At 65.6% G+C, this 23,099-nt stretch carries 21 protein-coding genes and 1 pseudogene; 17 read left to right on the forward strand and 5 right to left on the reverse strand.

Going from position 1 to position 23,099, the window contains the following annotated elements; all coding sequences use genetic code 11:
* The first annotated feature begins 8 nt into the window (after positions 1-8).
* Genes AB0313_RS14515 through AB0313_RS14535 form a run of 5 tightly spaced genes read left to right on the forward strand, consistent with a single transcriptional unit; the run spans position 9 to position 4,644 of the window.
* Entirely contained in the window at positions 9-962 is a 954-nt protein-coding gene (locus tag AB0313_RS14515) for a sugar ABC transporter permease (protein ID WP_141944315.1), read from the forward strand.
* A complete protein-coding gene (locus tag AB0313_RS14520) occupies positions 959-1,834 on the forward strand; it encodes a carbohydrate ABC transporter permease (RefSeq protein WP_366306297.1) in 876 nt (291 codons plus the stop codon). The genes AB0313_RS14515 and AB0313_RS14520 overlap by 4 nt, the downstream gene beginning before the upstream one ends.
* 10 nt (positions 1,835-1,844) lie before the next feature.
* Positions 1,845-2,993 (forward strand): galactonate dehydratase, encoded by a 1,149-nt coding sequence (gene dgoD / locus AB0313_RS14525; RefSeq protein WP_141944311.1) that lies wholly within the window; start codon positions 1,845-1,847, stop codon positions 2,991-2,993.
* Between the two features lie 5 nt (positions 2,994-2,998).
* A complete protein-coding gene (locus AB0313_RS14530; RefSeq protein WP_366306299.1) occupies positions 2,999-3,676 on the forward strand; it encodes a bifunctional 4-hydroxy-2-oxoglutarate aldolase/2-dehydro-3-deoxy-phosphogluconate aldolase in 678 nt (225 codons plus the stop codon).
* Positions 3,673-4,644 carry a sugar kinase gene (locus tag AB0313_RS14535; RefSeq protein WP_366306301.1) on the forward strand — a complete coding sequence of 324 codons (972 nt, stop codon included), beginning with the start codon at positions 3,673-3,675 and terminating at the stop codon, positions 4,642-4,644. The genes AB0313_RS14530 and AB0313_RS14535 overlap by 4 nt, the downstream gene beginning before the upstream one ends.
* A 175-nt stretch (positions 4,645-4,819) precedes the next feature.
* Here AB0313_RS14535 and AB0313_RS14540 read toward each other — a convergent pair whose 3' ends face one another.
* Positions 4,820-6,070, reverse strand: a complete 1,251-nt coding sequence (locus tag AB0313_RS14540; RefSeq protein ID WP_366306370.1) for an IS256 family transposase — start codon at positions 6,068-6,070, stop codon at positions 4,820-4,822.
* Positions 6,071-6,159: 89 nt separating this feature from the next.
* Here AB0313_RS14540 and manD point away from each other — a divergent pair.
* A pseudogene (manD, locus tag AB0313_RS14545) lies at positions 6,160-7,326 on the forward strand (D-mannonate dehydratase ManD); the annotation flags it as partial.
* Positions 7,327-7,369: 43 nt separating this feature from the next.
* On the opposite strand, the gene AB0313_RS14550 reads toward manD, so the two are convergent.
* On the reverse strand, positions 7,370-8,305 hold the full coding sequence (locus tag AB0313_RS14550; RefSeq protein WP_366306303.1) for a PaaX family transcriptional regulator C-terminal domain-containing protein: 936 nt from the start codon (positions 8,303-8,305) through the stop codon (positions 7,370-7,372).
* A 170-nt stretch (positions 8,306-8,475) separates the two neighbouring features.
* On the opposite strand from AB0313_RS14550, the gene AB0313_RS14555 reads away from it, so the two are divergent.
* The 5 genes from AB0313_RS14555 (at position 8,476) to AB0313_RS14575 (ending at position 13,985) form a co-directional block, all read left to right on the forward strand.
* The gene (locus AB0313_RS14555) at positions 8,476-9,846 is read left to right on the forward strand and encodes an MFS transporter (RefSeq protein WP_366306305.1); all 1,371 of its coding nucleotides are present in this window, start codon (positions 8,476-8,478) and stop codon (positions 9,844-9,846) included.
* A 31-nt stretch (positions 9,847-9,877) separates the two neighbouring features.
* Complete coding sequence (locus AB0313_RS14560; RefSeq protein ID WP_366306307.1) at positions 9,878-11,623, forward strand: CocE/NonD family hydrolase; 1,746 nt, start codon at positions 9,878-9,880, stop codon at positions 11,621-11,623.
* A complete protein-coding gene (locus AB0313_RS14565; RefSeq protein ID WP_366306309.1) occupies positions 11,620-12,087 on the forward strand; it encodes a DUF3237 domain-containing protein in 468 nt (155 codons plus the stop codon). Before AB0313_RS14560 ends, AB0313_RS14565 begins: the two co-directional genes overlap by 4 nt.
* Before the next feature lie 106 nt (positions 12,088-12,193).
* Complete coding sequence (locus AB0313_RS14570; protein ID WP_366306311.1) at positions 12,194-13,015, forward strand: class I SAM-dependent methyltransferase; 822 nt, start codon at positions 12,194-12,196, stop codon at positions 13,013-13,015.
* Between the two features lie 232 nt (positions 13,016-13,247).
* Positions 13,248-13,985 carry a Pr6Pr family membrane protein gene (locus tag AB0313_RS14575; protein WP_366306314.1) on the forward strand — a complete coding sequence of 246 codons (738 nt, stop codon included), beginning with the start codon at positions 13,248-13,250 and terminating at the stop codon, positions 13,983-13,985.
* A 488-nt stretch (positions 13,986-14,473) separates the two neighbouring features.
* Here AB0313_RS14575 and AB0313_RS14580 read toward each other — a convergent pair whose 3' ends face one another.
* From AB0313_RS14580 to AB0313_RS14590, 3 genes are all read right to left on the reverse strand, one after another.
* Positions 14,474-15,175, reverse strand: coding sequence for a hypothetical protein (locus AB0313_RS14580; protein WP_366306316.1), 702 nt, complete (start codon positions 15,173-15,175; stop codon positions 14,474-14,476).
* 198 nt (positions 15,176-15,373) lie between these two features.
* Entirely contained in the window at positions 15,374-15,733 is a 360-nt protein-coding gene (locus AB0313_RS14585) for a hypothetical protein (protein ID WP_366306318.1), read from the reverse strand.
* A gap of 175 nt (positions 15,734-15,908) precedes the next feature.
* A complete protein-coding gene (locus tag AB0313_RS14590) occupies positions 15,909-16,376 on the reverse strand; it encodes a MarR family winged helix-turn-helix transcriptional regulator (RefSeq protein WP_307309780.1) in 468 nt (155 codons plus the stop codon).
* Between the two features lie 130 nt (positions 16,377-16,506).
* Here AB0313_RS14590 and AB0313_RS14595 point away from each other — a divergent pair, with 130 nt between their 5' ends.
* The 6 genes from AB0313_RS14595 to menE all read left to right on the forward strand — a co-directional run bounded on the left by AB0313_RS14595 (position 16,507) and on the right by menE (position 23,095).
* Complete coding sequence (locus tag AB0313_RS14595) at positions 16,507-17,448, forward strand: SDR family NAD(P)-dependent oxidoreductase (RefSeq protein ID WP_366306320.1); 942 nt, start codon at positions 16,507-16,509, stop codon at positions 17,446-17,448.
* A 2-nt stretch (positions 17,449-17,450) separates the two neighbouring features.
* On the forward strand, positions 17,451-18,341 hold the full coding sequence (locus AB0313_RS14600; RefSeq protein WP_366306322.1) for an amidohydrolase family protein: 891 nt from the start codon (positions 17,451-17,453) through the stop codon (positions 18,339-18,341).
* Position 18,342: 1 nt separating this feature from the next.
* On the forward strand, positions 18,343-19,569 hold the full coding sequence (locus AB0313_RS14605) for an acyl-CoA dehydrogenase family protein (protein ID WP_366306324.1): 1,227 nt from the start codon (positions 18,343-18,345) through the stop codon (positions 19,567-19,569).
* A 43-nt stretch (positions 19,570-19,612) separates the two neighbouring features.
* On the forward strand, positions 19,613-20,068 hold the full coding sequence (locus AB0313_RS14610) for a MaoC family dehydratase (RefSeq protein WP_141944295.1): 456 nt from the start codon (positions 19,613-19,615) through the stop codon (positions 20,066-20,068).
* A gap of 119 nt (positions 20,069-20,187) precedes the next feature.
* A complete protein-coding gene (locus AB0313_RS14615; RefSeq protein ID WP_366306327.1) occupies positions 20,188-21,513 on the forward strand; it encodes an MFS transporter in 1,326 nt (441 codons plus the stop codon).
* Positions 21,514-21,520: 7 nt separating this feature from the next.
* Entirely contained in the window at positions 21,521-23,095 is a 1,575-nt protein-coding gene (gene menE / locus AB0313_RS14620) for an o-succinylbenzoate--CoA ligase (protein WP_307309706.1), read from the forward strand.
* The last annotated feature ends 4 nt before the right edge of the window (positions 23,096-23,099 follow it).

Genomic DNA, 23,099 nt, shown 5'->3' on the forward strand with positions numbered 1-23,099 from the left:
GGTGAACCATGTCTGTATTGAACCCGCCCCGCAGCGCCGGCACCCGCCGGACCGGTGGCCCCGCCCGTTCCGGGGGCAGCTTTTCCGCCTGGGCCAACCGGCACCGCAAGTGGCTGTTCGCCGCGCCGGCCATGATCTTTGTCGGCGTCCTGATCGTCTTCCCCCTCGCCTGGACCCTGTACCTCAGCCTCACCGATTCCCAGGGCTCTGTCCGGGCCGCGACCGAGTTCATCGGGCTGCAGAACTACCTCACGGTCCTCAGTGACACCGAGCGTTTCTGGCCTGCCGTGGGACGCACCCTCTCCTTCACCGGCGTCGCGCTGGCCTTTGAAGTGGTGCTGGGAATGGGCGTCGCGCTGCTCCTGTGGCGGCCCTTCCGGGGCGAAAAGTGGGTCCGCGTTGCCATCCTGCTGCCGCTGGTGGCCACCCCCGTCGCCGTCGGCATGATGTGGCGCCTGATCTTCGATCCCAACATTGGCTTCGCCAACCAGCTCCTGGGCATGGTGGGCATCCCGCCCCAGCCGTGGCTCTCCGGACAGGACACCGCCCTGGGCACCACCATCTTCATGGACGTATGGCAGTGGACTCCCATGGTTGTCCTGATCCTCCTGGCCGGCCTGACCTCGCTGTCCGACGAACCGGACGAGGCCGCCCGCGTGGACGGCGCCAACGCCTTCCAGCGGTTCTTCTACATCACCCTGCCGCTCATGATGCCCACCGTGATCGTGGCCATCCTGCTGCGCGGCATCGATGCCCTGAAGACCTTCGACATCCTCTACGCCACCAAGGGCAAGGGCGGCGGCTCCTTCCACGAAGTGGAGACGCTGAACGTCTACGCCTACGGCCTGAGCTTCGACTACAACCAGTACGGGCTCTCCTCCGCGGTGCTGATCCTGTTCTTCATGATCATCATCGGCTCCATGTGGCTGCTCACCATGCGCAAGAAAGCGGTAAGCAAATGACCGTCATGACAGATTCCCCCGCACCCACCATCAACAGGGCCCCGCGCCGCCGCAAGCCCCTGGGCACCCGCGCCTACAAGGTCTTCCGGGTGGTGGCGCTCATCGTGGTGGTGCTGTTCCTGCTGGCACCGCTGTTCTGGATGCTCCTGGCCTCGCTGAAGACCAACGTGGACATCTACGACACCGCCAAGGCCTTCGTGTTCTCGCCCACCTTCGAGAACTACGCCAACGTGCTGCAGCGCAACAACTACTTCGTCTTCGTGGTCAACAGCTTCTGGGTGGCGTTCGTCTCCACCGCGCTGTCCATCGTCCTGGGCGTCCCTGCCGCATACGCGATGAGCCGGTTCACCATGCACCGCTCCGCGCTGGTGGTCCTCATGGCCCGCGTCATCCCCGGGGTTTCGCTCCTGGTGCCCTGGTACTACGTCTTCTCCAACCTGCGGATGGTGGGCAAGTTCGAAGTCCTGATCCTCAGCCACATGTTCGTGGCGCTGCCGCTGATCGTGTACATCATGATGAGCTACTTCGACTCGCTGCCCCTGGAGCTCGAGGAATCGGCGGAAGTGGACGGCCTCACGCCCATCGGCGCGTTCCGGCTGATCACGCTTCCGCTGGCCGTTTCCGGCATCGCAACCGCCGGAATCCTGTCCTTTATCTTCTCGTGGAACAACTTCATGTTCGCGCTGGTGCTCTCCGGGGCGAAGACCAAGACCCTGCCGGTGGCGATCTTCGACTTCGTCTCCTACGCCAGCATCGACTGGGGCGGCCTGATGGCGGCGGCAACCGTCGTGACCATCCCCATCATGATCATTGCGCTCTTCACGCAGAAGTACATCGTCTCCGGCCTGACCGCCGGCGCCACCAAGGGTTAGGAACCACCGCGTGACCGTCATCAGCCGGATCGAAACATTCCTCGTTCCACCCCGCTGGCTCTTTGTGCGGGTCGAAACCGAAAGCGGCATCGTGGGGTGGGGCGAGGCAACCTGCGAGGGCCGCAGCGAGACGGTGCGCGCCGCCGTCGGACAACTTTCCGAACTGCTCGTCGGCAGGGACGCCCTCCGGATCGAAGACCACTGGCAGGTCATGACCAAGGGGTCCTTCTACCGCGGCGGCCCCATCCTGGCCAGCGCCGTCTCGGGCCTGGACCAGGCGCTGTGGGACATCGCGGGCAAGCACTTCAACACCCCCGTGCACCAGCTCCTTGGCGGCCATGTCCGCGACCGCATCCGGATGTACGGCTGGGTGGGCGGCGACGAACCGAACGAGGTGGCCGACCAGATCAGCGCCCAGCTGGAAGTGGGGCTCACCGCGGTCAAAATGAACGCCAGCGGCAAGATGAGCCCGGTGGCCTCGGTGGCGGAGATCGACGGCGTCATCCGCCGTGTCGCCGCGGCCCGCCAAGTGCTGGGCGACCACCGGGACGTGGCAGTGGACTTCCACGGCCGGTTCAGCCTGGCCAACGCCAGGCGGGTAGCGCCGCTGCTGGAGCCGTTCCGGCCCTTCTTCCTCGAAGAGCCGGTGGTTCCGGAAAACACCCACCTGCTGCGGGAATTTACCTCATCCACCACCACTCCCGTATCCACGGGGGAGCGGCTCTACAGCCGGCAGGAGTTCCTCCCTGCACTGCAGGCAGGCATCGCCGTGGCCCAGCCGGACCTCTCGCATGCCGGCGGCATCACCGAGGTGCGCAAGATCGCCGCACTGGCCGAGGTCTACGAAGTCCAGCTCGCCCCGCACTGCCCGCTCGGCCCCCTGGCGCTCGCGGCCTGCCTGCAGGTCGGCTTTGCCACGCCGAACTTCCTCATCCAGGAACAGAGCATCGGGATCCACTACAACCAGGGCGCTGAAGTCCTGGACTACGTGGTTGACAAGACGCCTTTCAAATTCGTGAACGGCCACATCGAGCGGCTCACCGGGCCCGGGCTCGGCGTCGACATCGACGAGGCCGTGGTCCGTGCAGCGGACAAGCGCGGCCATGCCTGGCGCGGACCGGTGTGGCGCCACCCCGACGGATCCTTCGCAGAATGGTGAACCCCATGACATCCCCGAATTCAGCTGTCACCCCGGCCGGCCTCCTGGACGGCATCAGGCAGGCCCGGCTTGTGGGCATCGTCCGCGGGAACGCCGGCGGTGCTGCCGCCAAGGCCGCGCTGGCCGCGATGGAGGAAGGCTTCCGGTACGTGGAGATCGCGCTCACCACGCCCAACGCGCTGGAGGCAATCCGCGAAGTCCGTGCGGCTGCCCCGGCCGGCTGCCTGGTGGGCGCCGGCACCGTCCTGAGCCAGGCCGACGTCGAACACGTCACGGCTGCCGGCGGCCAGTTCATCGTGACCCCCTCCCTGGCCCCGTCCATCAGCGAGGCGGCCGGCGCCGGCATCCCGGTCCTGGCGGGCGCGCTGACCCCCAGCGAGGCCTACGAGGCGATGGAGCGCGGCGCCACCGCCATCAAGCTTTTCCCCGCATCCATCGGCGGCCCCGGCTATTTGAAAGCCGTCCGCGATCCGTTCCCGGACATTCCCTTCATCGCCGTGGGCGGCGTGGGCCTCGATGAAGCCGCCGGGTACTGGGAAGCCGGGGCCATCGCCGTCGGCCTCGGTGGTCCGCTCTTCGGCAAGGCAGCATCCGGCGGCGACCTCACGGACATGCGGGACCGGGCCCGGAGCTTCCTGGGCCTCGCTGCCGAATTCGCAGCCCGTACCGGGACCCCTTCATGACTGTGGACCTGCTGACCTTCGGCGAGTCCATGGTCTCGCTCCGGTCCACCGGCCCGCTGGCCTCCGGCGGAACACTGAACATGCAGGTGGCCGGCGCGGAATCGAACGTTGCCATCGGTGTTGCACGGCTTGGCCACACGGCGTCCTGGGCCGGCTCCGTGGGAGCGGATCCGCACGGTGAATTCATTCTGAAGCAATTGCGCGGCGAGGGCGTCCACCTGCACCTCAGCGTCCACCCGGAGCGCAGCACGGGCGTGATGTTCCTGGAACAGCGAACCGCAGACCTCAGCAGGGCCTATTACTACCGTGCCGGATCGGCCGGAGCCGCCATCGCACGCAGCCAGGTTGCGGCTGCCATGGACTGCGGGGCCCGGATCCTGCACCTGACCGGCATCACCGCGGCGCTCAGCGCGGAGGCGCGGGACGCGGTGGAGTACGCGGCCGAACGGGCTGCCGGTGACGGGATGGTGGTCAGCCTCGACGTGAACTACCGCAGCAAGCTGTGGTCCCGGGACCAGGCGCGGTCGGTGCTTGGTCCTTTGGCGCGGCACGCCACCATTGTCATTGCGTCCGACGACGAACTCGACCTGATTGCCCCACCCCAGGCGGGTAACGGGGCGGCAGGGGCTGCTGGTGGCGAAGCTGCCGCTGCCAGCCGGCTGCTGGAGGCCGGAGTCCGGGAAGTGGTGGTGAAGCGCGGCGCAGCGGGCGCTGCGGTGTACACCGCTGACGCCGTCATTGAGGCCCCGGCCATCGCCGTGACCTGTGTGGACACCGTCGGAGCAGGCGACGCGTTCACCGCCGGCTACCTTTCAGCACTGCTCGACGGCGACGGTGTCCCGGGCCGCCTGCACCGCGGCGTCCTGGCCGGAGCCTTCGCCGTCAGCACCCGCGGCGACTGGGAGGGGCTGCCCCGACCCGACGAACTTGCCCTGCTCGACGCCGTCCGGGGCAGCACCCTTCGCTGACCTAAGGCCGTCGTTCCCCGAACTTCCGCACTCTCCCAACCAACCCGACCCGAAAGCCAGCCATGAAGATCATTGCCGCCGAAGTGTTCGTTACCAGCCCCACCCGCAACTTCGTGACCTTGCGGATCACCACGGGACTGTCCGATAAACGGTGTGTGGGTCCGGCCGGTTTTCATTAGTTAGTGGTTCTTTCGATCCGGCTGGCGAAGGTAATCGCGAATGCGTTCAGCGCAGGCTTCCACCTCATGACCCAGCGTGCCCTGCCGCCGCCGGTCGGATCAAGAGACCTGGTAACCAGATACAGGCATTTCAGGGCAGCGGTCTCGTTCGGGAAGTGCCCGCGGGCCCTCACCGCCCTCCGGTAGCGGGCGTTGATCGACTCGATTGCGTTCGTCGTGCAGATCACCCTCCGTATCTCCACGTCATACTCAAGGAACGGCACGAACTCGGCCCACGAGGCTTCCCAGAGCCGCACGATGGCCGGATACCGCTGGCCCCATTCGGCGGTGAACTCAGCGAACCTGTCCTTCGCCGCTTGCTCGGACGGGGCGGTGTAGACGGGCTTGAGTGCCTTGACGATGCCGTCGCGGTGCTGGCGCCCGGCGTAGCGGAAGCTGTTGCGGATCAGGTGCACGATGCATTGCTGCACGACCGTCCGCTCCCACGTGGTCGTGATCGCCTCCGGCAGGCCCTTGAGCCCGTCACAGACGGCGATCAACACATCCTCGACACCGCGGTTCTTCAGCTCGGCGAACACCTGCAGCCAGAACCGTGCACCCTCGCCGCCGTCGCCGGCCCAGATCCCCAGAATCTCCCGCTCCCCGTTCACGGTGACGCCCATGACGACATAGAACGGGGTGTTGCGCACCTGCCCGTCACGGACCTTGACCACGATCGCGTCCACGAAGAGCACCGGATAGACCGGATCCAACGGCCGGGCTGACCAGTCCGTGAGTTCGCCAACAACCTTTTCTGTGATGCGGCTGATGGTGTCTTTGGAGACCTTGGCCCCGTAGACCTCCTCGAAGTGCGCGGCGATTTCCCCCGTGGTCAATCCCCGGGCAGAGAGCGAGAGGACGATCTGGTCGATCCCGTCCAAACGTCGTTTTCGCTTGGGCACGATCACCGGCTCGAACGATCCGTCCCGATCCCGGGGCACCTCAATCTCGACCGGTCCGATCTCGGTCAGCACGGTTTTTGACCTGGTGCCGTTGCGCATGTTGGCTGCGATCGGCGTCTGGCCATGCTCGTGCCCGAGGTGCTCGGTCAGCTCCGCTTCCAGCGCGGTCTCCAGCACATTCCTCGTGAGCTGGTTCAGCAGCCCGCCAGGGCCCACCAGGCTCACGCCCTGCTCCTTGGCCTGCGCGAGCAACCGCTCCGCGAGCTCCTTCTGATCGATGATCTCTCCCGTCACAGGATCGATCATCACCCCTGTCATCTCGGTCGTAGACTCTGACACGGCCGTCTCCTTTCGGATCAGGCCGGACCCTCACACACCGTTTTTCTTACAGTCCCATCACCACGGACGAGGGTGTGAGGGGTATTGGTGATGCGACGCTGAATGGGCGTGAGTTGGCTGTTGCCGCGTATTTGAAGGAGCATGTGGCGCAGCTGCTGATCGGGAAGGATCCGCACCGGATCGAGGACACGTGGCAGTTCCTGTACCGGAGTGCGTATTGGCGGCGTGGTCCGGTGACGATGGCGGCGATCGCTGCGGTGGATATGGCGTTGTGGGATATCAAGGGCAAGCTGGCGGGGATGCCGGTGTATCAGTTGCTGGGGGGTGCGTCGCGGAATGGGTTGCGGGCGTACGGGCACGCCTCGGGGGCGGATATTGAGTCGTTGTTCGATTCGGTGCGGGAGCATTTGGAACTGGGGTATAAGTCGATCCGGATCCAGACAGCGGTGCCGGGGATCAAGGCGTTGTATGGGGTTGCGGCGCAGGCGCAGGCGTCGGGGGAGCGGTATGACTATGAGCCGGCCGGGCGGGGTGCGTTCCCGGTGGAGGAGGACTGGGACACGCGGGCTTATTTGCGGCACCTGCCGGGGGTGTTTGAGGCGGTGCGGAATGAGTTTGGTCCGGAGATCCCGTTGCTGCATGACGGGCATCACCGGATGACGCCGATCCAGGCGGCGAAGCTGGGCAAGGCGTTGGAGCCGTATGACTTGTTCTGGTTGGAGGACTGTACGCCGGCGGAGAACCAGGAAGGTTTGCGGCTGGTCCGGCAGCACACCACGACGCCGTTGGCGATCGGGGAGATCTTCAATACCGTGTGGGATTACCAGACGCTGATCAAGGAACAATTGATCGATTACGTCCGGGCGGCGTCGACGCATTTTGGCGGGATTTCGCCGTTGAAGAAGGTGATGGATTTCGCTGCGCAGTACCAGATCAAGTCGGGGTTCCATGGGCCGACGGATATTTCCCCGGTGGGGTTCGCGGCGCAGCTGCATGTGGGGTTGGCGATCCATAACTACGGGATCCAGGAGTACATGCAGCACTCGGACAAGACCAACGAGGTCTTCGAGCAGTCCATGACCTTTGTGGACGGGTACCTGCACCCGGGCGACAAGCCCGGCATCGGGGTCGAATTCAACGAAGAAGCCGCCGCAGCCTACCCGTACCAGCAGGCCTACCTGCCCTACAACCGCCTCGTCGACGGCACCGTCCACGACTGGTAAAACAAGCCACGACTGGTAAAAGCGGCCCACCGACAGGGAGGCTTTAGCCCTTCAGCACGAAGGCCCTGCTGTGCCCGGCCACCTCGGGCGCCAGCCTCGCAGCCTCCTCCTCCGCGAAGGAACGGGCATCCTCCAGCAACGGGTTGTAGAGGGCGACAAGGATGCGGCGCGCCTCGAACAAGGGGAAATCGCGGGGCAGCAGCTCCGGGGGGAGGCCGGGGTCCTCCCAGGGGAATGCCCGCCAGGCGTCCATCACCTGGGTCCTCAGCCGAAAAGCCTCTTCCCCCGGGAGGCGTCCACCGGCCAGGGCCTCCGCTTTCTGGCGGTAGGCGTTGATGAAGGGGGTGTACTGCCGGCGCACTTCGTCCAAGTCCCAGGCCTCGATCAGCGGCCGCCCGCGGAGCCCTTCCCCGGCAGTGCGGAAGATGACGTAGTTCTCCACGCCCAGGTGCCGGCAGGAATCCTCCAGATCGTCCGCGGTGTCCCACGCGGAAACCCACACCGCCCCATACAGGGGAGCGAACCCCAGCCATTTGAGCCTGCTGCGCAGCAGTTCGCGCAGTTCGCGCGAGCGCTCCGGAACACTGAAGGCAACCACGGTCCACATGCCATCCCAGGGGCGGTCCTCGGAGCCGAAGCCGCTGATCTGGCGCACCCCGATTTCCAGGCGGGCCCTCGCCTCGGGAGTGAACCTGTAGCGGGAAGCACGCCCCGCACTCGACTGTTCCAGGACGGCGCGCCCTGCGAGCCGGCTGAGGGCTGTTGAGGCAGCGGAAGAGCTGAGGCCCAGGGCCGTGGCCAGGGACACAATCAGCCGGGAGGGCAGCCAGCCGGTGTAGTCGCGCCAATAGTCCGCCAGCATCGTGACCACCAGGTGCTGCGACGCCGAGCCCTTCAACGGGCGCGGGAAGTTGACTTCCTCGGCGGCAACACGGGGCTCGGTGGGCCCGCCAGGGAAAGGATGCGGCTCAGAAGTCACACCCCATCTTCGCAGGCGGACAAGGCGCAGCAAATTTACTTTGCACATTTATTGACGGTCGTCTTAATAAGCGCATAACATTTAGCCCAGTGATCCGGCCCACATCCCGCGCCGGCACGCACAGTCCCCAGCAGGCGCCTGCTGAATCATCACTTTCCAGGAGATCCGCAATGACCGCAGGTCCCATCGGCCCGGTGACACCGTTGTCCCCGAGTGCCACACCAGTTTCCACACCAGCGGAGGCAGGCAGCGCCAACGCCCGCCGGGCCGCCATGGCCAGCTTCATCGGAAGCACCCTTGAGTACTACGACTTCTTCATCTACGGATCAGCCTCAGCCCTGATCTTCAACAAGATCTTCTTCCCGGGCATCGACCCGTCACTGGGCATGGTGCTTTCCATGGCCACCATCGGTATCGGATATGTTGTGCGGCCCGTTGCCGCAACCGTGATTGGACACTTTGGTGACCGCGTTGGCAGGCGGCAGATGCTGGTCCTGACACTCGTCCTGATGGGCATCGCGACGTTCCTGATCGGCTGCCTGCCGCCGGCATCGGCCATCGGGGCCGCCGCGCCAGTCCTGCTTGTCTTCCTCAGGGCCGTGCAGGGGGCATCGGCCGCCGGCGAATCCGTTGGCGCCGTGACCATGACCATGGAGCATGCCCCCAGCAACAAGCGCGCCTTCTATGCCAGCTGGGTCAATACCGGCGCCGTGGCAGGCATCATGCTCGCGTCCCTCGCCTTCCTGGCCGTGTCACTCCTTCCGGAGCAGGAACTTCTTTCCTGGGGATGGCGGCTCCCGTTCCTGGCCAGCCTGCTGGTGGTCGGCATCGGCCTTTACATCCGCCTCCGCCTGCCCGAATCCGAAGTCTTCGAAGCCGCCAAGGAAACAGGAAGCCAGCGGGAGCTGCCCATCAAGGTAGTGCTTCGCGACCACTGGGCAACCATCCTCAAGGTGATCTTGTTCGGCTTGTGGAGCGTCGTCTCCTCGGTGTTTGCGGCTTTTGGCCTCGCCTACGCCGGAAAGCTCGGAGTTCCCGCCGCCGTGATGCTCACCGTCACCATCGTCACCGCCGCCCTAGGCATCGTCGTCCAGCCCTACGCCGGCATCCTCGCGGACCGGAGCGGACGGAAACCGGTGTTCATCACAGGCAACATCATCTGTGCGCTGGCAGCCTTCGCCTTCTTCTGGTCAATCAGCATCGGATCGGTCCCGCTGATCTTTGCCACCGCCATCCTCTTCATGACGGTGGGCTACGGCATGGTCAACCCGCTGGGCCCGTCCATGACAGCGGAAATGTTTGAAACCAGGATCCGCTACACGGGGGCCGCCACCGCATCCCAGCTGGGCCTGGTGGTGACAGGCTTCGCGCCCGCCATTGCCGCGGGAATTGTCCAGCCCGGCCCCGTCGGCTGGCTTCCGGTGGCCATTTTCACCGCCGCATGCTGCCTCATCTCGGCCCTCGTGACAGCCGTGTGGGTCAAGGAAACATACCGTACCCGCACCGAAGACCTTGGCAGGCAGCCTGCCGCCACGGCCTAGGCACCCCACAACGCAAACGAAAGGCACGCACGTGCGCTACCCGGTCGTCGTCGACGGCGATATTGAAGCAACCATGACCGACGGAACCATCCTCCGGTCCACCGTCTACCGGCCGGACGCGCCGGGCGGCACCTTCCCGGTGCTGCTGACGCGGACTCCCTATGGGCGGGACCTGGCGGTCAACTCGGCCTACTTCAATCCCGTCACCGTTGCGGCGGCCGGGTACGTGGTGGTGATGCAGGACTGCCGCGGCAGGTTCGGCTCGGACGGCATCTTTGAACCGTCCGTCAATGAAGCATCCGACGGCGCCGCAACGGTCGAGTGGGCCGCGCACCTGCCGTGGTCCAACGGCACGGTTGGCATGTGGGGCCGGTCCTACTTCGCGGAAACGCAGTGGCGGGCCGCCTGCTTGGCCCCCGCCGGGCTCAAGGCCCTGGCGCTGGGTGTCTCGGCGGGCGGCAATGCTAACAACGGTGGCCTGTACCGTGGCGGCGCGCACGAGCTCGGCAGCCGCCTCGCGTGGGGCCACGCCTCGATATCGCTCAACGAGCTCATGCGTGAGCATGGCGACGATCCCGAACGGCGCGGCAAGGAACTCCGGGAATGGCTTGCCCTGGACGCTGGCTTCGCCGACGGTTCCTGCTACGGGGTCCTGCCGCTGCGGGACCTTGAACCCCGGGTGGGGACCTTCCTCCGCACCCATGTGACGCCGTCCGCCGGCCAGGATCCGGGAAGCAGCTCCTGCCGGCTGTGGGATGCCGAGTCGGCCGAACCCGTGCCGCTGCCAACCCTCCACATCGGAGGATGGTTCGACATCTTCGCGCCGAATACCCTGGATCAATACCGCCGCCAGGCAGCCCTCAGCCGCACCCGCGGCGGCATCGAACCCCGCCTCATCCTGGGGCCCTGGACGCACACCAACCTCTCCGGCGGCTATCCGGACATCCACTTCGGGGCGGCCGCTTCCGCCGGCATCGTCGATGGCCACGGAGACCTTTCTTCCCTTCACACCGCATGGTTTGACGCCGTCCTCAAAGCGGATGAACAAGCAATGGCGGACGTCCCCAACGTGCTGGTCTATTTCCTGGGCGAGAACCGCTGGCGGGCCTTCGACGCGTTGCCGGAACCGTCACGAGAACAGTCGTGGTTCCTTTCCGCCGCCGGGGAGCTGCTTGGCGACGCCCCGGATGATGGTGCCATCGACTACGCCTACGATCCTCTGGATCCAGTGCCCACCACGGGAGGGGCCACCATGCTGGCCGGAGCGTTTCCGGCTGGTCCGGCGCGGCAGGACGTGGTCGAGGCGCGCGCCGATGTGGCAGTCTTTACCTCCCGGCCGTTCGAGGAACAAACCACTATATTTGGCGCCGTGACCGCCACACTTTTCGCATCGTCGAGCGCCGTGGACACTGACTGGGTGGTCAGGCTCTGCAGAGTGTCGGCAGACGGGGTCTCCCTTGGAATCGCCGACGGAATCGTCCGCGCGTCCTGGCGGAATGCCTATGCCGGAACCGGGCTTTTCTCGGAGGGGCGTCCGCCGGCACCCATCGAGCCCGGCCGGATTTACGAGTACACCATTAGCCTGTGGGAGACAGCCCTGACCTTCGCCCCGGGGGAGCGGCTCCGGGTCCAGGTCACCTCGAGCTGCCATCCGCGCTGGGACCGGAACCTCAATACCGGCATGCTGGCGTATGACTCGGGGGCGGCTGTCACCGCCAACCAGCGGATCCACGTGGGCGCCGCGTTCCCCAGCCGCCTGACGGTGGGGATCCTGTGAGGGCGCCCGCCCCGCCGCCGCTGGAGTTCCTCGCCGAGCTCAGCGTCAACGTGCAGTCACCCATCGACGCCGGGCCGGCCCCCACCGGCCACCGCAGGATTGTGCCGATCACCGGGGGAACCGTAACCGGGCCCTCGCTCACCGGCACAGTGTTGCCCGGCGGTGCCGACTTCCAGCTCCTGCACAGCCCGGAACTGACCGAGCTCGACGCCCGCTACATGCTCCAAACCGGTGACGGGGCATTGATCCACGTGCACAACAGCGCCTTGCGGCATGGCTCGGCGGCGGACATCGCAAGTCTCAACCGGGGTGAAGCGGTGGATCCGGCCGCCATCTATTTCCGGTGTTCACTCCGGTTTTCCTCGGCGTCCAAGGAATGGTCGTGGCTCAACCACGTGGTGGCCGTCGGTACCGGCGAGCGGTACCCGGACGAAGTGAGGATCGCCGTCTTCATCGTCCGCTGACGCCGTGACGGAGCTTTGTCGCCGTCGGGCTCCATTCCTGCTCCGCGCCGCCACCTGGCAAAGGCTTCCCGTTGACCCCGCCGTCACCCGGTGTGAGGATGGCGCCATGAATGAGGTTTCTGCCTTTTACACCGGCCCTGGTCAGCTTTTGGCGGCCATCAGTTCTGCCCTGGATGCGGCCGGCGTGGAACGTACGGCGCTGCGGCCGGCCGACCTCGCTGCTGTTGACGAGTTCCACATCCGGGGACGTCGGGCGACTCTGGAAATCGTCGAGGCTCTGGCCCTCTCTCCCGACTCCCACGTACTTGACCTCGGCAGCGGACTGGGCGGCCCCGCGCGGACGCTCGCCGAGTTAACCGGGTGCACGGTCACGGGCGTCGACCTCACGCCGGAGTTCTGCCATGTAGCGACGGCGTTCTCTGAGTGGACAGGCCTGGCGGACCGCACCCGCTTCCAGGTTGGGGACGCCACAGCGACCGGTCTGCCCGACGGGTCTGTCGATGCGGCGATGACCGTTCACGTGGCGATGAACATCCGGGACAAGCACGCGCTGTACGCGGAAGCCTTCCGGGTCCTCCGGCCGGGAGGAAGGTTTGTGGTTTACGACGTGCTGCAGGGTGAAGGCGGCGAGGTGCATTACCCAGTGCCGTGGGCCACTGACTCGTCAACAAGTTTCCCCGCGACCCTGGAAGACATGCGCCACCTCCTCCCGTCGGCAGGTTTCGATGTCGCCTCGGAAGTCGACTCGTCAGACGAAAGCCTTGCCTGGTTTCAGCACATGCGTGCCAAAATCGAGCGGGAGGGGCCGCCGCCGGTGACCTTCGCGACCTTCCTTGGCGCCAGCTTCGCGCAGATGACGGCCAACCAGGTGGCCAACCTCGCCGAGCGGCGCATCCGGACCGTTATGTTTGCGTGCTCTAAGCCCTGATCGTCAAAGCCGCCGCCTCACCAAGCCGCCCGATCGCATAGCTTCCGCCCGCCTTTAGGGTGTGCTCCCAGTCGCGTGCGCGGGGTTGTGGCTTCGCGGAGCTGGGGAGGGTGTCACAGCACCAGCCCAAGCCGCGTGTCTCCTGACAGGACTCGTGGCGGACGCGGCGGTCGGTGGCAATCCGGTCCTTTTGACCCTGGGGCCCGGCTTGGCGCAACACTACGCTGATGCCATGAGCGACGTGCTGACGCTGAGTCCTCCGGTTGAACGCAACGTGGGCGCCAACCGGGCGCTGCATCCGGACCGTCTCTGGATCCGTCTAGTACGCGGCGGCGCCGGACTTGCCATGCTCGCGGCCCTCGGCCAGGAGCTATACGACGCCACCCAGCCCGGCAACTCCGTCGACATCCCCCAGCTCATCTCCCAGTTCACATTCCAGTCAAACCTCGTCCTCGGGCTCGTGTTCCTTGTGTCTGCCGCGCGGCCGCGTGCGCGGCTGCCGCAATGGTGGGATCACCTCTTCGGCGCACTCGCGTTCTACCTGGTGATGACGGGCATTATTTATGTGGTGCTCGTGGCTCCGCCTGACGAACCATGGTGGACGCTGGACATGTACTGGCCGTGGATGGTCACCCATCGCATCGCACCGCTGGTCGCAGGGCTCGACTGGCTCCTGGTCACGCGCACCGTCCGAGGCCCGTGGCGACGGCCCGTCGTCTGGCTTTGCTACCCGGGGGTGTTCCTGATCTTCTCCTGGGTGCGCGGTGCCCTGGACGGCTGGTACCCCTACGACTTCCTCAACCCGAGCCTCGACGGCGGCTGGCCGGCGGTCATCGCCACCAGCGCTCTGGTTCTCGCCGCGTTTCTCGCGGTCGGCATACTCGTGCACGTCGCCGGCAATGCCCGGGTGGGTCTCGCCCGCGGACCCGGAAAGGAAACCCCTGCCCAGCCGGCAGTCCCGGCACACTGACTGGCAGGACTCAGAAGATACGCCCCGCCATGTGGGGCATGCCCATCGTCGTACGGATCGACCCGGGCATGACCGCTTGCTCCGTTCCAAGCCACATGACTACCCGATCAAGGTATTGGCAAGCTATTCCGGTGGCACCGGCCGCGATTAGGGCCCAACCGAGGACAGGCCCGCCGTCGATGTTCACGTGATGTGCCGTGCCTTGCGTGACGCTGATGGATTTGAGGGTGTCAGCAAGGCCCGAGAGCATCCGCGTTCTGGCAAATTCGCTCATCTCGCTGGCAAGGGCCGTGATAAGGAAAGCTGCATGATGAGGGCCTGGGTGAGTGGGCTTAAAGGTCGCCAAGCACTCTGGTGCGTCGGCTCCGGCGCCCGGTCCTGAAGCGATGGCGAGGTGTGCAACGACGGTCGCACCTGTCATGCCAGGGGGATCCCTTACCGGGAGCCGATGAGATCCGCATGGGCATGGGCATGGGCATGGGCATGGGCTAGACGACGGCCCCGTTGTTAAGCCGTAGACGCCTGGAGCGGCGGGGCAGTCCGCCTGCCCAGAATGTGATCATAAGCCCGGCTGTCGCGGCCCCTCCCGCGTCAATCCAGGACGACGACCAAGATCCTCCCGGGGCGGGAATCGCAAAGGCAACCACCACCACCGCGAGCCCCAGCAGAACCTCCACACCGGCCTGCAATGGCCGGGAGCGGTACTCGGGGTAGGCCAGCCGGACCAAGGGGATGATCTGCAGTACGAATAATCCGGGGCTGAAGACCACGAAGATCACGTTGAACATGAAGATGAGCAGGCCGAGCACCAGCAGGCCCAAGAACTTCAGGACCTGCAGCACAGGGAGGCGGTTCTCCGGTGTCCATCGGTTCAGCATCAGCCCCCAGGCCGGCAGTCCAAGCAGCCAGCCACCGGCCCAGAGGCCCAAGTTCAGCAACGCCAGGACCACGAGCAGGGCACCAGGCAGCAGGAATGCCGCGGCTTGTCGCAGCGACGGAAGCTTCCCGGTCGGGACAAAGATGCAAGCACCGATCAGGAGATAAGCGGCCGCATACCAAGGAAGCAGTCGGATCACCGGCGCCTGGGACAGTCCAAACACCAACAGTGTCAGCGAGGCGACCATCACGCAAACGGCGGCGAAGGTCCACGGGTGCTGGCTATGGCTCGGCGTGGCATCCCCCAATGTCATGGGCCGCACTCTACCTGCCGCAACGCGTCCCGAAGGCCATCCTCAAAGGGACACAGTGGCATTCGTTGAGCCACCGGCTTACCGGTGGCAATTCTTCAGCCCGAGGGAAAGAATCCGGTCCTAAAGCAGGTACGAATGCGTCCTCATGCCGAAAATGCTCGCACTGCAAGGTTCCTTTCGGCCCTAGTACGTCTGGCATCACCTCATTGAGAAGACCTCAAGCTCCTTCGGCCACACAACCACAAAACGTTCGCCATCTATCGGCCTATATGCCGCCCGTACGCTGACCCATCGCCGGTTGGTAGCCAGTGATGTCATCGCGTGCTGGAAGGCTTCCAGTGGTTGATCAGTATGGATGAAGATGTTCATCTCGCCGGCGCCAAAGTCGTGCCCGTCTACGATGCTGTACGGGCCCAGGAGATCGGACTGAAGCAGAGCCTCCTCCATCGAGATAAGCGCATCAAAGTCGGCCTCAGATGTTGCTGGCCACTGCAAAACGAGAATGTATTTGCGTATTTCCCGATCACTGGAGATCGCAAAATTTGGAGCATTCGCCATGCGTGGAGTCTTTCACTTCTTGCGTCGGCATTGAAGGTTCCGGGGCGACAGTTCGACTGACTTGAAGTGGATCGTTGACGGATCCCTCACCGGACATGAAGCACTTGTCTCACTTCAAACCTCAAAGAGCGCATTCGCCGGTCCCAACCCGTACTCTTGGCCTCGGGGCTCCTGCCTACTCCGCCGCGCCCCACAGTGCCTTGCGCAGCAGCCGCTTCAACTCCTGCGACTCCTCCCCTGACAGCACGGCCAGCTGATTCAGTTCCGCTGCGTCCATGGCAGCGCGGGCCTTGGCGTGCATCTTCCGCCCCTCCGCGGTGGAGACGATGATCTTGGCGCGCCGGTCCTGCTTTCCCTGTGCGCGCTCCACCAGGCCGCGGTGCTCCAGGTCGTCCACCAGGGTGACCACCTGGCTGGGGTCGAGGCTGAGGAAGTCCGCCAGCTCCCGCTGGGTAGGCTCCAGCCCGCTGCACGCCAGCGTGAGGACAGAAAACGAGCGCTCCCTGAGGCCGAAGTCGGCCAGGGCCTTGTTGTTCAACACCGAGCCGGCGGCATGCAGCTTGGCGAGCAGCAAGCCCACATCGCTGCCAATCCTTGCTGCCGCAAGGCGGGGGGTCTGAACTTCCGTGCCCAAGGTGGCCATCACAACTCCGGTGTAAAAAACAATCGTTGACTTTTTCAATGATGCGTAATTTCATTGATCTCAACAAGGATCTCACACCGCAGTGGGACCATCCCAACGGCTTCGGCCGGCGCATGCGAAGGAGCAGGCCATGAGCTTGAACGGCAAGGTTGCAATCGTCACCGGCAGCGGGCAGGGCCTTGGCCTTGCCTACGCAAGGGAACTGGCCCGCCAGGGTGCCGCCGTCGTCATTAATGACGTGAACGCTGAAACCGCCGCGCAGGCCGTCGCGCAGATCGAGGCCGACGGCGGCCGTGCCACCGCCGTGGTGGTTCCGGTGGGCACCACTGACGCCGCCAAGGCGCTGGTGGCCGGAGCCGTGGACACCTTCGGCGGCCTGGACATCCTGGTCACCAACGCCGGCATCCTTCGCGACAAGTCCCTGCTGAAGATGACGGACGAGGACTTCGACCTGGTGATCAACGTCCACCTCAAGGGCACCTTCACCTGCGTCCGCGAGGCCCACGCCTACTTCAAGGAACACAACGTCCGGGGCCGCATCATCACCATCGGTTCTCCGACGGGCCAGCGCGGCAACTTCGGCCAGACCAACTACGCCGCCGCCAAGGCCGGCATCGTGGGCATGGTCCGCACTTGGGCGCTGGAAATGAAGAAGGCCGGCGTGACAGTCAACAGCGTCATCCCCGTGGCAGCCACCGCCATGACCAAGACCGTGCCCTACTTCCAGAAGGCCGTTGAAGCCGACGAACGCGGTGAAGCCATGCCGTCCTTCTTCCGCCACGACCTGGGCTTTGGAACGGCCGACGACGTTGCGGGGTTGGTTGCCTTCCTCGCCTCCGACGAGGCAGCCAACATCACCGGCCAGGCCATCGGTGCCGGCGGTGACCGCCTGCAGGTGTGGACCCACCCGGAGGCCGCTACCACGGAGTACCGCGAGGGCGGCTGGAGCTACGAGGCACTGCAGGAAAATGCGGGGACGCTGTTCACCGCGGAAACCCTCCAAAGCTACGGTGAGGAATTCCTGCCTTTGCCCGAGGACCTGAAGCCCGCACAGCCCGCCGAGGCCCGCTGACCATGGCCGACCGTTACGAACTGGGCGTCGACCCCACCAAGCTCGACGCCATCGACATGCACGTCCACCTCGAGGTGGACAGCTGCGGCCACGGCTCCCTGCCGGAGGAACTGACCGAAGCCTCGGCCAAGTACTTCAAAGCCGAGGACCGGACCCCGTCCCTGGACCGGATCGCGGACATCTACCGCGAACTGAACATGGCCGCCGTCGTCTTTACCGTGGACGCCCGCACCCAGCTCAGGCACGAGCCCAACAGCATTCCGGAACTCATCGCCGGCGCCGCCCGGAACAACGATGTGCTGATCCCGTTCGGCAGCGTGGACCCGCGCACCGGCGAGGACGCCATCGCCGGAGCCAAGCACCAGGCCATCGAACTCGGCGCCCGCGGCTTCAAGTTCCATCCATCCCTGCAGGGCTTCGACCCGTCCAGCGAGCGCTTCTACCCGCTGTGGGAAACCCTCCAGGAACTGGGCCTGCCCGCCGTCTTCCACACCGGCCAGAACGGCATGGGGGCCGGCCTTCCAGGCGGCTTCGGCATCAAGCTGGCCTTCTCCAACCCCCTCCTCCTGGACGCCGTGGCCGCCGACTTCCCCGGCCTGCAGATCATCATGGCCCACCCGTCCGTGCCCTGGCAGGACGAGGCCAACTCCATCGCCACGCACAAGGCCAATGTCTTCATCGACCTCTCCGGCTGGTCGCCCAAGTACTTCCCGGAATCCCTGGTGAAGGCCGCCAACTCCTACCTTCAGGACAAGGTGCTGTTCGGCACCGACTTCCCGCTGATCACCCCACAGAAATGGCTCGGGGCGTTTGGCGACCTGCCGCTGAAGGACGAGGTCCGGCCCAAGATCCTCAAGGACAACGCGGTCCGCCTCCTCGGGCTGGGGGACTGACATGGGAAGCACGACGGCGGAGGCCGCCCTGGGTGCCCGCCTGTACGAAGCGGCGGATTGGTATGACGCCGAGTCCCTCCTCACGCCCGAAGAGCGCCAGGTCCTGGCCCGGCTGCGGTCCTTCCTGGACACGGAGGCCAAGCCGCTCCTGGCCGAGTACTGGGAACGCGGCGAGTTTCCGGAGCAGCTGGCCCGGCCGCTGATCGACCTGGACCTGATGGAACCGGCCGAACTCGCGGGCGTCCCCGGTGCAGGACACAGCCCGGCCCGCGGCATCTACCAGGGCTTCCGGATCTTCGAGCTTGCCCGCACCGACGCGTCGCTGGCCACTTGGTACACCGCCCAGGCCGGCCTGTTCCGCACGGCCATCCGCGTGGGTGCCTCGGCGGAACAGCAGGCCGAATGGATGCCCAAAGTCATCGACTTCTCGCTCAAGGGCGTCTTCTCCCTGACTGAGCCCGAACATGGCTCGGACATCGCCGGGGGCCTGTCCACCACCGCCCGGCGGCAGCCCGACGGCAGCTGGATCCTTGACGGCACCAAACGCTGGATCGGCGGTGCCTCCACCGCGGACGTCCTCGCAGTATTCGCCCGGGACACCGCGGACGGGCAGGTCAAGGCCTTCCTGGTGGATCGGACAGCCGACGGCGTTACCCTGGACAAAATCCACGGCAAGACCGCCCTGCGCATGATGCAGAACGCCCACATCACGCTGGAATGTGTCCGCGTGCCGGAGGCCATGCGGCTGCAGAACGTCAACTCCTTCAAGGACGTTGCCGCGATGCTCCGGGCCATGCGCTCGGACGTTGCCTGGATCGCCACCGGCATCGCCGCCGGCGCGTTCGAGGCCGCCCTCGGCTATGTCAACCAGCGCCAACAGTTCGGCCGCACCCTCGGTTCCTTCCAGTTGGTCCAGGAAAAACTGGCCCGCATGCTGGGGAATGTCACCGCCAGCCTGTCCCTCGTCGTCAGGCTCACGGAACAACAGGCAAGAGGCATCTACCGCGACCAGGACTCCGCACTGGCCAAGATGCAAACCTCCCTGTTCATGCGCGACACCGTCGCCCTGGCCCGCGAAGTGGTGGGCGGCAACGGCATCACCCTCGCGGCCGACGTCGCCCGTTTCCATGCCGACGCCGAGGCCGTCTACTCCTACGAAGGCACCCACGACATTAACGCCCTCATCATCGGCCGCGCCCTCACCGGCGAAAGTGCCTTCACCCGCTGAACCACTACTTCCTCACGCAACAAACAACTGCCAGGAGGCAACGATGCCCAATCTCGTCGTCGATTTCGACACCCTTCTCACCCTGTCCGGCAAGGACCTCGGCACCACGGACTACCGCCAGATCACCCAGGAACAGATCAACCTGTTCGCCGACGCCACGGATGACCACCAGTGGATCCACACCGACCCCGAACGCGCCAAGGACGGCCCGTTCGGTGCACCCATCGCACACGGCTTCCTCACCCTGTCCCTGATCATCCCGTTCTGGGGCGAGCTGTTCGACGTCGAGGGCGTCACCACCAAGGTCAACTACGGCCTGGACAAGGTCCGCTTCACCTCCCCGGTGACGGTGGGCTCCAAGGTCCGCATGCAGGCCGCTATCGCTGAGGTGACCGAGGTCAAGGGCGGTGCCCAGATCAAGGTCAACGCCACCATCGAGATCGAAGGCCAGGAACGCCCGGCCGTCGTCGCCGAATTCCTGGCACGTTTCTACAAGTAGGCCGCTTCCTCACGTAACAGCAGTCCCACGCCACAGGCGGCGCCCCGGCGGCACCGCCTCCCCAGGCAACCCCAAAAGCCTTACCTTCACACCCCATTCCTCCGTCTTTAGGAACAGCCATGTCCGGACACACCACGCTCGCACCCGCGGGCACGGCCGCCAAGCGCAAGGAAGCGCGTACGGTCATCCTGTCCAGCTATCTGGGCAGCACCATCGAGTTCTACGACTTCCTGCTCTACGCCACGGCCGCAGCAGTCGCTTTCCCCAAGGTTTTCTTTGCCGGCACGGACGAATGGGTGGGCGTCGTCGCTGCCTACGCCACCTTCGCCGCCGGGTACGTTGCCCGGCCGCTGGGCGGGATGATCTTCGGCCACTTCGGCGACAAGGTGGGCCGCAAGGGCATGCTGATCATCTCCATGGCCATGATGGGCGTCGCGTCCACCCTTATCGGCGTGATTCCGGGTGCCGGCGTGATCGGTCCGTGGGGAGCCGTGCTGCTGGTGCTGCTGCGGGTCTTCCAGGGCATCGCCGTCGGCGGTGAATGGGGCGGTGCCGCGCTGATGGCGCTGGAGCACGCAGATCCCAAGCGCCGCGGCTTCGCCGCCTCCTTCGTCAACGCCGGCGCCCCCACCGGCGCCGTGCTGGGCACGGTGGTGATGGGCATGTTCTCTGCCCTGCCCCAGGACGCATTCCTGGCCTGGGGATGGCGGGTGCCGTTCCTGTTGTCCTTCGTGCTCCTGATCGTGGGCATGTTTGTCCGCCTGCGGGTCTCCGAAAGCCCCATCTTCGCCGAGGCCGTGGCCAAGGAAAGCGAACAGGGCACCAAGCGCAAGATCCCGCTGCTGGACGTCCTCCGCCGGCCCAAGGCGCTGATCATGATCATGTTCGCCGGCGCCGCCGGGTTCGGCCTCCAGGTGGTGCTGCCCACCTTCTCCGTGACGTACGCCGTGTCCAAGGGCGCACCGCAGCAGGGCGTGCTGTACGCCTTCGCGGGAGCCTCGGCCATCTCCATCATTTTCGTCCTGCTGGGCGGCCGCCTGTCCGACCGCTTCGGCCGCCGCCCGGTGATGATCGCCGGCCTGGCCCTGTTCATCGCTTACCTGTTCCCGATGTTCGGGATGCTCGGCTCGGGCAATGTGGGCCTGGTCTTCCTGGCCTTCACCGTGGCGCTCATCCTGCACTCCTCCCTGTATGGACCGCTGGCGGCGTTCGTCTCAGAGCAGTTCGGCACCACCTCCCGCTATACCGGTGCCGCGGTGGGCTACCAGCTGGCCACGCTCATCGGCGCAGGGTTCACCCCGGGCCTCGTCGCAGGACTCTACAAGGACTCCGGCCAGGACATCCTCCCGGTGGTGGTGTTCCTGTCCGTCATGGCCCTCGTCTCGATTGTCTTCATCGCCCTGACGCGGGAATCTAAGAACAACGACCTCACCACGGTCCGTTAGGAGAACCATGGACAACAACGGAGTTGGCTCCTGGCTGCACCGCCGCCGCCGGAAGTCTGGTGCCAGGACGGCGCTTCTTTTCGCTGCCGGTACGGCAGCCGGCACGCTCACCTACGAAGAGCTCGCCGACCGGACCGACCGCCTGGCCAACGCACTCCGTGTCAGGGGAGTGGCAAAGGGCGACCGGGTGGCCTACCTGGGGGAGAACCATCCCTCCTTCGTGGAGACCTTCTTCGCGTGCGGCCTCCTGGGCGCCATCTTCGTGCCGCTCAACACCCGGCTGGCGCCGCCCGAGCTGCAGTTTCAGCTGCAGGATTCCGGTGCCCGGCTCCTGGTCAACGCCAGTTCCCTCGAGCCCTCCGCCTCCGCCGCCGTGGAAGCCACCGGGGTGACCCACCGCCTTGTCATCGCCGACGACGGCGGGACGGAACCTTCCGCCGCTGAGCCGCCTGCCGCCGTCGGACACTCCGTCACGGTGGAGCACTACGGGGAGGCGCTGCAGGCAGCAACTCCGGACCACCCGGACGTGGCCGTGGGCCATGACGATGGCGCCATGATCCTGTACACCTCCGGAACCACGGGCAAGCCCAAGGGCGCCCTGCTGACCCACGGGAACATTACGTGGAACTGCATCAACACAGTCGTGGACATGGACATCAACCGCAACGACGTGGCGCTGATGATCTCGCCGCTGTTCCACGTGGCGTCGCTGGACATGGGGTTGCTGCCAATGCTCCTCAAGGGTGCCACCGTGGTGCTCGAGGCCAAGTTCGATCCCGCCCGCGTCCTGGAACTGATCCGGGAGCACAAGGTGACCACCCTGAACGGGGTGCCCACCACGTTCCAGCTGCTCTGCGAGGACCGAGGATGGGACACCGCAGATCTCAGCTCCCTGGACAAGCTAACCTGCGGCGGCTCCGCCATTCCCCAGAGGGTCCTGGACGCGTACGAGGACCGCGGCATCGGCTTCACCAGCTGCTACGGCATGACGGAGACGGCTCCCGGCGTCACCATGCTTCCCGTGGACCGGTCCAGGGACAAGGCCGGCTCGGCGGGCCTGCCGCACTTCTTCACGGACGTCCGGATCGCCGATCCCCTGGGCGGCGTGGTGGCACCGGGGGAGGTGGGGGAAATCCAGATCTCCGGCCCCAACGTCATTATGGAGTACTGGAACCGGCCCGAAGCCACCGCGGCAAGCTACTCGGACGGGGACTGGTTCCGCTCCGGTGACATGGGCTACCGGGATGGGGAAGGCTTCCTGTTCGTCTCGGACCGTCTCAAGGACATGATCATTTCCGGCGGGGAGAACATCTACCCGGCGGAGGTGGAGGCTGTCATTTCAGAGCACCGTGCCGTGGGGAGCGTGGCTGTCATCGGCGTCCCGGATGACAAATGGGGCGAGGTCCCCCAGGCGATCGTGACCCTGCGCGAGGGTGAATCGCTGACCGCGGAGCAACTGCGCGGATTCCTTGACGGGCGGCTTGCCCGCTACAAGATCCCCAAAACGCTGGTGGTGGTCGACGACATGCCACGCACAGCCAGCGGCAAGATCCGGAAAATGGAGCTTCGCAAGCAGCTTTGACGTT

It is taken from the genome of Pseudarthrobacter sp. NPDC080039, from assembly GCF_040702335.1.
Taxonomy (GTDB): Bacteria; Actinomycetota; Actinomycetes; order Actinomycetales; family Micrococcaceae; genus Arthrobacter; species Arthrobacter enclensis_A.